General features: G+C 47.2%; 8 protein-coding genes and 1 pseudogene. 5 read left to right on the top strand and 4 right to left on the bottom strand.

Annotation, left to right across the window (positions count from 1 at the left end; genetic code table 11):
- Positions 1 to 823, top strand: a pseudogene (locus AXFE_RS08075) (IS1595-like element ISAxf1 family transposase); the annotation flags it as partial.
- Between the two features lie 288 nt (positions 824 to 1111).
- Here the strand turns inward: AXFE_RS08075 and AXFE_RS08070 are convergent.
- The 3 genes from AXFE_RS08070 to AXFE_RS08060 all read right to left on the bottom strand — a co-directional run bounded on the left by AXFE_RS08070 (position 1112) and on the right by AXFE_RS08060 (position 5463).
- Entirely contained in the window at positions 1112 to 1597 is a 486-nt protein-coding gene (locus tag AXFE_RS08070; protein ID WP_052605375.1) for a MarR family winged helix-turn-helix transcriptional regulator, read from the bottom strand.
- A gap of 48 nt (positions 1598 to 1645) precedes the next feature.
- Complete coding sequence (icmF, locus tag AXFE_RS08065) at positions 1646 to 4840, bottom strand: fused isobutyryl-CoA mutase/GTPase IcmF (protein WP_052605374.1); 3195 nt, start codon at positions 4838 to 4840, stop codon at positions 1646 to 1648.
- A gap of 317 nt (positions 4841 to 5157) precedes the next feature.
- Complete coding sequence (locus tag AXFE_RS08060) at positions 5158 to 5463, bottom strand: antibiotic biosynthesis monooxygenase family protein (protein ID WP_052605373.1); 306 nt, start codon at positions 5461 to 5463, stop codon at positions 5158 to 5160.
- Between the two features lie 1312 nt (positions 5464 to 6775).
- On the opposite strand from AXFE_RS08060, the gene AXFE_RS08055 reads away from it, so the two are divergent.
- Positions 6776 to 7597 (top strand): class I SAM-dependent methyltransferase, encoded by an 822-nt coding sequence (locus tag AXFE_RS08055; protein ID WP_052605372.1) that lies wholly within the window; start codon positions 6776 to 6778, stop codon positions 7595 to 7597.
- A gap of 159 nt (positions 7598 to 7756) precedes the next feature.
- Positions 7757 to 8575, top strand: a complete 819-nt coding sequence (locus tag AXFE_RS08050; protein ID WP_160291779.1) for a thioesterase family protein — start codon at positions 7757 to 7759, stop codon at positions 8573 to 8575.
- On the opposite strand, the gene AXFE_RS08045 is transcribed toward AXFE_RS08050, so the two are convergent.
- A complete protein-coding gene (locus AXFE_RS08045; RefSeq protein WP_152625949.1) occupies positions 8565 to 8813 on the bottom strand; it encodes a hypothetical protein in 249 nt (82 codons plus the stop codon). The two genes, AXFE_RS08050 and AXFE_RS08045, sit on opposite strands and share 11 nt — an antisense overlap.
- A 352-nt stretch (positions 8814 to 9165) precedes the next feature.
- On the opposite strand from AXFE_RS08045, the gene AXFE_RS08040 reads away from it, so the two are divergent.
- Entirely contained in the window at positions 9166 to 9360 is a 195-nt protein-coding gene (locus AXFE_RS08040) for a hypothetical protein (RefSeq protein ID WP_052605369.1), read from the top strand.
- 376 nt (positions 9361 to 9736) lie between these two features.
- On the top strand, positions 9737 to 10288 hold the full coding sequence (locus tag AXFE_RS08035) for a hypothetical protein (protein WP_052605368.1): 552 nt from the start codon (positions 9737 to 9739) through the stop codon (positions 10286 to 10288).
- The last annotated feature ends 128 nt before the right edge of the window (positions 10289 to 10416 follow it).

The raw sequence follows: 10416 nt of genomic DNA, 5'->3' as shown, positions 1-10416 counted from the left end.
TTAATCAGGCCAAACCATCGAAGAAATGCAGCATCTCGAGCTCCACTTTTTTCAATGTAAATCTTGTCACCGTCAAACTAGCGTTACCTCCGGAACCATCTTCCATCGAAGCCATATCTCTTTATCCAAGTGGTTCTCCGCTATCTATCTATTGTCCAACGACAAGCGTGGTCTTTCGGCTACTACCATTGCTAAATTCGTTCAAGTATCTTATTCGACTGGCTGGTTGATGCTAAATAAGCTACGAAAAGCAATGGCTGACCGAAATGGTTTATATAAACTTGGAGGAAACGTCCAGGTAGATGAGTTCTTTTTAGGTGGTGAGAGCCATGGCGAAGGCAGAAGAGGAAAGGGAACAAAACAAACCAATGTCCTAATTGGAGTGTCGATTAGCAATGGTGCTCCTACTCATTGCTTCATGGAAGTAATCAAAGATACCACTGCTAAATCATTCAAAGATGTTTTTGTGAGACGTTTAGATTCCGATACCAAGCTGATAAGTGATGGTAACCCAAGTTACGGGGTATGTGCTCGAGACCTTGGACTAGCGCATTCGATCACTCTATCCAAAGACGAACAAGCACATGTAACATTCAAATGGCTCAACATCCTGATAGGGAACTGCAAGAAATTTATCGACGGAACATACCACGGACGTGAGGAACATAAGCAACTTTACCTCGAGGAATTCGCATACCGATTCAACCGAAGGCACTTTGAAATGTCCTTGGTAGAGCGACTTCTCAATACATGTGTGTTTGCGTCTCCACATCCGCTACTCCGCGAATCTGATTCCAAAATGGCTCTTGCTTACGAAACTTGATAAGTATGTTGTTTTATACGGTTCGGAATCCAATCTGGACCTCTCCAGGCGTGGGGTTGATTGGCTCGCCGGGCTCGCTGAATAACCAGAAATAATCCCAGCCAAGCGATATCAACGGGTAATTGCGATAGTTGAGCGACTTGGACTGGGTTTCCCACGGTAATGGCGGCTGAATTAGGGGAAGTTTGTCAAAAAACCTCTTCGGCACCAAGTGCTGACTGAACCCTGTCGCTTAGTTGTATTGTGGTCGAGAGGTGTCGGGGATTTCCTTGCAGGTGGTCTTGCGGATTATTTGCTTAAACCCCTAACAGCGTTAATCAGTTTGATGAGTTCGAGATTTTGATTTTCTTTGAGATGTCCTATTCCAAAATCTACGTCATGAATTGCTTTTGTTGCTTCTTGCGCCAATTTCGTTCCAAGATCTGTAATGCGGGCTAGCGTCGTTCGCCTGTCGGTAGGGTGAGATATTCGCTCTACCAGTCCATCACTTGTAAGCTTGTCAATGATATTGGTGACAGATGTTGGGTGGATCATGAGGCGCTGTCCTAATTTGCTTAGCGGAAGTTCCCCTTTCTTGGTGAAAGAGAGAAGCATCAACGCCTCGTACCTAGCAAAGGTGAGTCCATAGGGCTTTAGGGAGTCGTCGGCAGCCTTCAGTATCAGCTGCTGGGCTCTCATGATTGAAGTTGCTGCAGCCATGTAGGTAGAATGTTCGGGCCATCGTTTGTCCCAATTAGCCTTAGCCTCGGCGATCGGATCGAAGTCATCGTCCATGTGTATTCAGATTCACTTTCAGTTGCATGGAACCTCCATCATTTTAAGCTACACATTACGGCGGTAGATCCCGCCAACTTCAAAGAGCGCATTTGTGATTTGACCCAAGGTAGCTACTCGAGTCGTCTTCATCAGCTCCCCAAAGATATTCCCGTGTTCCAATGCTACGGCTTGGAGCCGCTCTAGAGCTAATTCTGCTTCGGATTTGTTTTTTTCTTTGAATTGGGCGACTCTTTGAACTTGTCCCATCTTTTCTTCCTCGGTAGCACGGGCTAGCTTGAGTTCAATCTGTGGTTGATTGGAGTCTTCAGGAGCTAAAAAGGTATTGACCCCGATGATTGGTAGCTCACCTGAGTGCTTTCGCTCCTCGTAATACATTGAGTCGTCTTGGATTTTGCTTCGTTGGTAGCCCATTTCCATGGCACCTAGCACGCCACCGCGTTCCGAGATCCGCTCTAATTCCTTGAGGACTGCCTCCTCTACAAGATCAGTCAATTCGTCGATGACAAAGCTTCCCTGCAGCGGATTTTCATTCATTGTCAGCCCCCACTCTCGATTGATGATCATCTGAATAGCTAGGGCACGCCGTACGGATTCATCGGTTGGCGTCGTAATCGCTTCGTCGTAGGCATTTGTATGGAGCGAGTTGGCGTTATCGTAGATTGCACAAAGTGCTTGAAGCGTCGTTCTAATGTCGTTGAATGAGATCTCTTGGGCGTGAAGAGATCGACCTGACGTTTGAATATGATATTTGAGGCGTTGTGAACGGTCGTTGCCGCCGTAGATGTTCTTGATCGCTATCGCCCAAATTCGCCTGGCTACCCTACCAATGACGTTGTACTCAGGGTCCATTCCATTGGAGAAGAAGAATGAGAGGTTGGGAGCGAATGCATCTATGTTCATACCACGCGCAAGGTATGCCTCCACGTAAGTGAAGGCGTTAGCAAGGGTAAAAGCTAACTGCGTTATGGGGTTGGCACCTGCTTCAGCGATGTGATATCCAGATATAGAGACTGAGTAGAAGTTGGACACGGCGTTCTCAACGAAGAACTCTTGTATATCACCCATTACCTTGAGCGAGAATTCTGTTGAAAAAATGCAGGTATTTTGGCCTTGGTCTTCCTTTAGGATATCGGCTTGAACTGTTCCTCGTACTGTCGATAGAACATGCGCTTCGATCTCGCTTTGTTCCGCGGTGGTTGGTTTTCGTCCCAGATTTGCTTCAAAGATCTCTAACTGCTGATCGATTGCCGTATTGAAGAACATGGCAAGGATTGTTGGGGCGGGGCCATTGATGGTCATCGAGACTGAGGTCTTGGGGTCGCAGAGGTCGAAGCCGCTATAGAGGACTTTCATATCGTCAAGGGTTGCTATTGACACTCCAGAGGTGCCAATTTTGCCATAGATGTCTGGGGGCAGATCTGGGTCACGGCCATAGAGGGTGACAGAGTCGAAGGCGGTTGAGAGACGAGTTGCACTTTGCCCCTTTGCCAAGAGGTGAAAGCGGCGGTTTGTTCGAAAGGCGTCACCTTCTCCTGCAAACATTCTGGCTGGGTCTTCATTGCGACGACGATAGGCAAATACTCCCGCTACATAAGGAAAGTGGCCAGGGAGATTTTCGCTCTTGACAAAGCGATAGATATCAGCCTTTGAGCTATATCGGGGAAAGCTGATAGCAGGAATTTCATTGCCGGATAGCGAAATCCTGTTGTAGCTTTCACTATGGTTCTTGGCTAAAATTTGCTCTTTGGTCTCTTGATAATGCTTTACGACTTGAAGTTCGTTTTGGCCGATCGCATCTTCCAGCGACGATATCTCGTTAGCGAGTTGGGGGATTTCAAGTAGCGTTTGTGTATATTGAAGTGCTTCTAGTTTCCTGATCAGTTCGGCAGTTTTGAGGGTGAATTGGTGATATCCACGAATTGTCGTAGCTACATCAAAGAGGTAACGAACACGATCGTTTGGAATTATCTGTCGCTCGTGGGTTGAATGACGGGTTTGGGTCCCCTTGATCTGTGTTCCAACTAGATCGCTTCTTCTTTGTGCAATGAGACTTGAAATGTATTTATAGAGGGCGGTTGTGCCGTCGTCGTTAAACCTTGATGCAATCGTGCCAAAGACCGGGGCGTCGTTAACCTTTAGGCCACTTGAAAAGTGCTCTCTAACCCACTGACGTGCGACTAGGCGAAGTGCATCTTCGCCACCGCGGCGATCAAATTTGTTGATGGCGATGACATCTGCGAAGTCGATCATGTCGATCTTTTCGAGTTGGGATGCAGCTCCGAACTCGGGTGTCATTACATAGAGTGAAAGATCCGCAATCGCAGTTATTGCAGTGTCTCCTTGTCCGATTCCAGGGGTCTCTACGATAATTACGTCGAAGCCTCCCGCTTGGAGTACTTCGAGTATCTGCGCGGTGTAACTTGGAATTTCACTAGAAGCACCGCGGGTTGCAATTGACCTAAAGAAGATATTTGGGGAATCGATCGCATTCATCCGGATACGATCTCCAAGCAGAGCGCCACCACCACGGCGCCTCGTTGGATCGATAGCAAGCACTGCGATTGAGATCTTGTCCGAGTGATCAATTCTAAGGCGACGAATAAGTTCATCGGTGAGTGATGACTTACCGGCACCTCCAGTTCCGGTTATTCCAAGGATGACGCCTTTGTGCCCGGCGCTGGCGTATTGGCTGATCGCGTTTTTGGATGATTCATCAAGAGTCCCATCTTCGATATTTGTTATAGCCCTAGCGATCGCCCTGGGGTCGCGAAGTGGAATTCGTGCGACATTATCAGCGGTTATGAGAGGAATTCGGTGATCGGCAGCTTTTATCAGCAGGTTGATCATCTTTACTAAGCCTAATTTTTGTCCATCTTCTGGTGAGAATATCTTTGCTACCCCATATTGCTCCAGTTCGGCGATTTCATGAGGGACGATAACGCCACCTCCACCACCAAAGACCTTGATGTCGGAGCCCTCTTCCTTGAGACGATCTACAAGATATTTGAAAAACTCTACGTGTCCGCCCTGGTATGAGCTAAGGGCGATGCCTTGAACGTCCTCTTCGATAGCAGTCTCGACTATCTCCTTGACTGAACGATTGTGACCTAGATGAATGACCTCGGCGCCCTGGGACATCAAAAGTCTGCGCATTATGTTTATCGAAGCATCGTGGCCATCAAAGAGTGAAGCGGCAGTTACGAACCTTATTGGACCATCTGGGAGATGTAGGTCATTCATATTCATATGATATAAGATAGTCGGACTTCCTACTATTTGCAAGTCAAACGAGTCAACAGTCGAGTTAACTATTTAATTGACTCTGTTAAGTTATTCGATAAGTGAACTCGGACCTGTAGGTCGCTCTTTTTGATGAAGGTGAAGGTTTATTCCTTGCAGTCGTTTCGATTTGGCGGCGCAGATAGAAATCAGTTTTGGGTCTGCATTGATCCAAGCTGAGGCCTGTCGTTTCAATGTGGCGTATTCAGGGTAGAACAGATCTCTTTCTGATAGGTAAAAGTTGCCTCGATCAGTTCGGAATCAACTCAAAATAGAACTCAATAAGCGCGGTTAACTGTTGCAATGCGAACCTTATAGGCCTGATACCACCTTTGCCTTCCTATCTGCTGCACCGCCTCATGTTCCATCACATGCTTCCACCTTTGTGCACAATCTTCGTCGCGCCAATATGAAACCGTAATACCAAGGTCGTCGCGAGCACTTTCAATCCCTAAATATCCATCTTGGATTTTGGCTAGGTGTTCCATTTCCTTGGCAGCCTCCATGTAGCCTTCGGTGTCCCGAGAGAGAATCGAGGTAAATATCACAGCGGTATATGGTGGTTGGGGAGTTTGAGCAAACATGGATGCGATTTTAGAGCCGCTAAGGCTTTAACGCTGGCAAGGATCACGAGATCTTTTTTATGAAGTCATCCGGGGAGTGGAAGTCATCTTGGTGGTGCTAGCGAGGTTGTATCGGAGTGGAATATTATAGATTAAGCAGCCATGGAGGGAATCTTTGGAGATAGATTTAAAACCCATCGTTTAGATCTCGCTTGGGCTGGGTGGTAATCGTTTGATCGTCGTCGAAGATGACACCAGATTACAAGATTACATAGGAGTGAGGCCTCTGTTATACCCTGTTCAACAATGGAAGACGGAACTCCTTGCCATTAGCCAATGAAGTTGTCCTACTGCTCTTATCTCTTCTCCAGATGGTACAAAACAAGGAGATACCCCAGCTAGTTGTGTGGTCGGGTTGGCCTTTTCTGTCGCTTTTTTCTAGTAGAGGTTGCCTTATTCAGACAAGCTCGGCCCGTTAGAACCTCTCATCTATAAATGGTAATTTGCCTAGACGTTTGAAGCCATTATTACCCAAGAAAGAGTGTTTGATTGCCTTGGTGAATCTCGTTTAGCTATTGACTAGCTTTTAGGACAACTTCACCAAACCTGGCATTAATCTAGGATCATGAACCGGATAGCCTCAAAATGGGACGGTTTTCTATTGCCGCAGAGCGAGCGTTTTTCGATGGGGTAGCTGAGAAAACTTAGGATGCCCCAGCCTTGACAACTCCAGCCTTTACAAAAGGTCTTCTTTGGGTGAAGTGCACCAAGAGGCTCGCGAACGTATCTGATCACAGAAATGAATCAATGTAGATCTGGCTCCATAAAGATGAAATCGAAGGATTAGGTTTGTCGAACCTACGCATGGGCAGCAATAATAGACTACTAACTTCAGGTGTCAGGAGCTACGCCAATATAGAGCTGAACAGGGTAGCAGTGATTTTGTGGCTCAATTGAAATTCACCAGGGCACGGTCACCCTTTCTTGCGCGTAGAGTTGCATATTTAGTAAATTGCAATTTGTAAAATTGGATTTTTCCGTTCCGAAATGCATTGTGTCAGAGATGCGACGATTGCTGCTTTGAATCAACTTTCGATTCGCCGGTTGGAGCTGGAGCTTCCGTGGGCTGAATTTAGATATGAAATTTGATTGACGCAGTCAAACAATGTCGAAGAAGTAACCCTGGCTAGGATTATCTTGGTAGTTGGTGTTGGATGTGGCTCTTTGACCTTGCAAGTACAGGGACTATTGGCTAGTTGTATCTAGCATTTGTGTGTCATGGCTTTCTGGCGCGGATATAAGATCTCGAGGCCATTTGAGAATAGGGGTAGACGTGCTGGGTGAAGATGAGATGATTGCCGCCAATAGAGGTTATTGGGAGGCGGTGGTTGAGTCGCACTTTGACTCTGACTTTTACGAGGTCGACAAGTGGCTCTCGACTGGTCTTTCAATGCGAGAGCGAGAAGAAGATCTTCTTGGGGATCTAACCGATAAAGACGTTGTGCATTTGCAATGCCACTTCGGGAAGGACTCTTTGTCGATCGCTGCAGCAGGCGCGAGGGTGATCGGAATCGACTATTCGCAGACTGCAATTGAAAAGGCGAGAGAGTTAGCTCGTAGAGTTGGCCTTTTTGAGCGATGCAGCTTTGAAATATGTTCAGTTGAAGAGGTTGCAGTAACCTTTGTTAAAGATTTGGCTGATCTTGTCTATGTGAGCTTAGGTGCTATCTGCTGGATAGCAAAGATTGATTCTTGGGCTAAGGCTGTCGATCATCTTCTAAGGCAGGGCGGAGTGCTCTTTATGCATGAGGTCCACCCTTTGGCGCAAATGGTTGAGCGGGTGGATGGAAATTGGTCCCTCTCGGGTGACTACTTCGAGAAGGATTCACCAATGATAGACGAGTCCGAAGGAAGCTATGTGGATGGTTCAGATGATCTAGGCACATTTAAAACCTACATCTGGAATCATTCCATCGGCGAGATAGTCACGGCGCTAACGTCTCGGGGCTTTGTTATCACGCATCTTGAAGAACATTCTTGGACCTCGTTTTTGAATGCTGAAGGAATGACCAAGAGCACAAATGAACACTTCGTCCAACCCGATGGCTGGGTCCAATTGCCTTTGAGCTTTACCCTTATGGCTACGAAGCGCTAGCGCTCGAGCAAATTTATTCTATATTCCTGGGCTGGTGCTCGGAGTGGAATTTGTTGGCGAGCTAAGGCCAAATCTTCCACATGTTTTTCATCTAAGTAGTAGTTGGCTCTAGGAAGTTAGGATCTATCTCTTAGTTGAGATGCGGTGCAGGGAGTGGTTTTGAAGAAGTTATTTTCGGGTGTATCTAAGTTGGAAAAGATAGGTGAGGGTCATTATGGTGCGATCGTAGATGAGGATTTCACCATCGCTGGTAAGCCAAATGGCGGTTACCTCTTGGCTTTGGTCGACCGAGCAATCCTTAGCGAGACAAGCTTTGGCGATGTCTTATCCTCAAACTGCACATATCTGATATCTCCTGATCCAGGGCCCGTCGAGATAGATGTTACTTTATATCGCAGCGGGCGCAACTTTGCTCAACTCGGTGGGCAAATGACTCAAGGGGGCCAACTTTGTCTTGTGGTGACAACAGTTGTCACCACTTTTGATCCATTGGCAAAGCCTTATTGGGAGCGAGATGAGCAATTCCAATCGGTTACTCCATGGGATCAGTGTCTTAGCATTCCAGTTCAATCCCCTGGAGGTTTCAAAGCTGCGATTATGGAACAGGTTGATATTCGACTTGATCCCAACGTCAAGATATATAGCGAAAACTTTCCATCGGGCAGTGGCGAGTTACGGGGATGGTTGAGACTTCCAGAGGGTGAAGACTTTGACTCGGTTTCGCTTCAGTATGCCCTGGACTCTTTTCCGCCAGCAACCTTTGAGATCGAACGGTCTGGCTGGGTGCCGACACTAGCGCTAAATACCTACGTTCGTACGAGGCCAGCACCTGGGTCGCTGTGGATAATGCAGCGTGCCAACCTAATTCAGGGTCAATTGGTCGACGAAAGATGTTACGCATGGGACTCTAGTGGGGCATTAGTTGGCCAAGCTACTCAAATAGCAGGAGTTCGCCTGGGCGAGTACGCTATCGGATAAATGGAAAGTTCTTAGTGGCATATAGCCTTCTATCTCCTTTTGTGAGAGCACACTCGTTTCCATCGAGTGCCGCAACTGCATCAAAGATCTCTAAGCCTGCGATGAAGACAGCAGTGGCTAGTCCATCGGCGATTGTGAGAGATGGTCCAACAACGGTTGCAGATAGGTTGTCAATCTTCCTGTAAGGTAAGCGGTGAGTTTCAGGACAGTTGTTGCATTTGCCTACTTTTAGATCCATTGACTCTAGAGTATGGCAGTTTGTTCCAACTTGCTTTGCAAGCCAGAAAGACCATACCCTAGGTGTCTTTTGAGGGTAATCTTCCAGGAATTTAAAGCTCAAAAGACCTCGAAATCATCTTTTGGGCAGATGTCTGGCAAAAAATAAATGGTTAGCGTTACCACCAGTGTTCTATGACTACGGATGTGGTTGCCATGGAATGATTTATAGCAGAACCAATCGATCAAGGGCTTATCCACGATAGGCGAACTCGCTTTATGAGCCATATAGACGAACGCTATCAGCATGATAGCCAATAACGAGGGGGGGATGTTCACAGTGGGTAGTAAAAGAATATCAGGAAGGATCGGAGTTGGATTGGGGCATTGGCGTTATCGACTGTGGCGGTCGGAATGACTGGGTCTGCCGCATGGGCGACTACAGCGAGTCAAACCGAGCACATGAGACCTCTCTATTAGATCTATCCGACTTACCAGGTCCAAAAGACCTTTCAGGGATATCACTCAGGCGACTGGGTGCAATGTGGTTTCGCGACCGCAAGACCTAACGTTGCGCAGCAACAATGCAACTACGCGGTAACGGTCTCGGCGCAAATCGGCGGTTCCATAAACATATCAGTCTCCGACATCAGCAGTGCGGTAGGCTTCAACATCAACAATAGCCAAACCGAAGGCTACTCCTACAAAGTTACTGTCCCTCCTGGCGAGTGGGGCGTCACTGCAATGGGATCCGAATACGCACAAGTATTACACAGTGATAAAGCGCGCCCAGTGCAATGTATCCACAGGCATCTGTAGCTGGATGTATTCGGACGACACGGTTCAGGATCACATCGCGCCCACAGCCACCCTAGGTGTCAAGGGAGTTGGCATCTATTCGAATAGAATACCAACCATGCAGGGCGAGAACTTTGATCGAACACGATGAAGGCTTATCCCAAGGATCAAAAAGAAGCTGTTGTCAAGAGGCTGAGGGAGCTGTTGTCAGATCCCAATGCACCCAGAGGTGCAATCGCCGATTTGGCTAAACAAGTCCAGATACCAAAGACAACTATCTACATCTGGAATCGTGAATTAAAGGACCAGATAGATCGCCAAGATCCAACTAAGCGAACTCCAGCCAGTTTATGGAGTTCAGAGGCTAAGTTCCAAGCCGTGCTCGCAACTGCAACAATGTCTGAGTTGCAACTTGGAGAATACCTTCGCACAAAGGGAATCTTAAAAGAAGAGCTAAATGACTGGCGTATTACCTGTTCAAAGGCGAATGACAAGACTGGTGAAGCGGTATCCAAATACAGATCTGCACTAGCAAGTGAGAAGGTCAGATCAAAGAAGTTCGAGTCAGAGCTAAATAGAAAAGAAAAGGCACTCGCAGAAACTTACACATTGCTGGAGTTGCTAAGGAAAAGCCCAGGCGACCTGTCGGGGACAAAGAGGTCGAATGACCTCCCCTTCAGATCCCCTACTTGTAAGTAGAACTTATTGAGGAAGCTCATAACGGCGGAGCTAGGCTTAGACTAGCGGTCAAGGAACTTGGACTGTCACTACGTAGCTTTCAGAGATGGAAAGCTGAAGGTGACAACACCCACGACAAACGCCCCTTT

This window comes from Acidithrix ferrooxidans, from assembly GCF_000949295.1.
Lineage (GTDB): Bacteria > Actinomycetota > Acidimicrobiia > Acidimicrobiales > Acidimicrobiaceae > Acidithrix > Acidithrix ferrooxidans.
The sequence above is the reverse complement of the archived record's forward strand: the minus strand, read 5'-3'. Positions and strand labels throughout refer to the sequence as shown.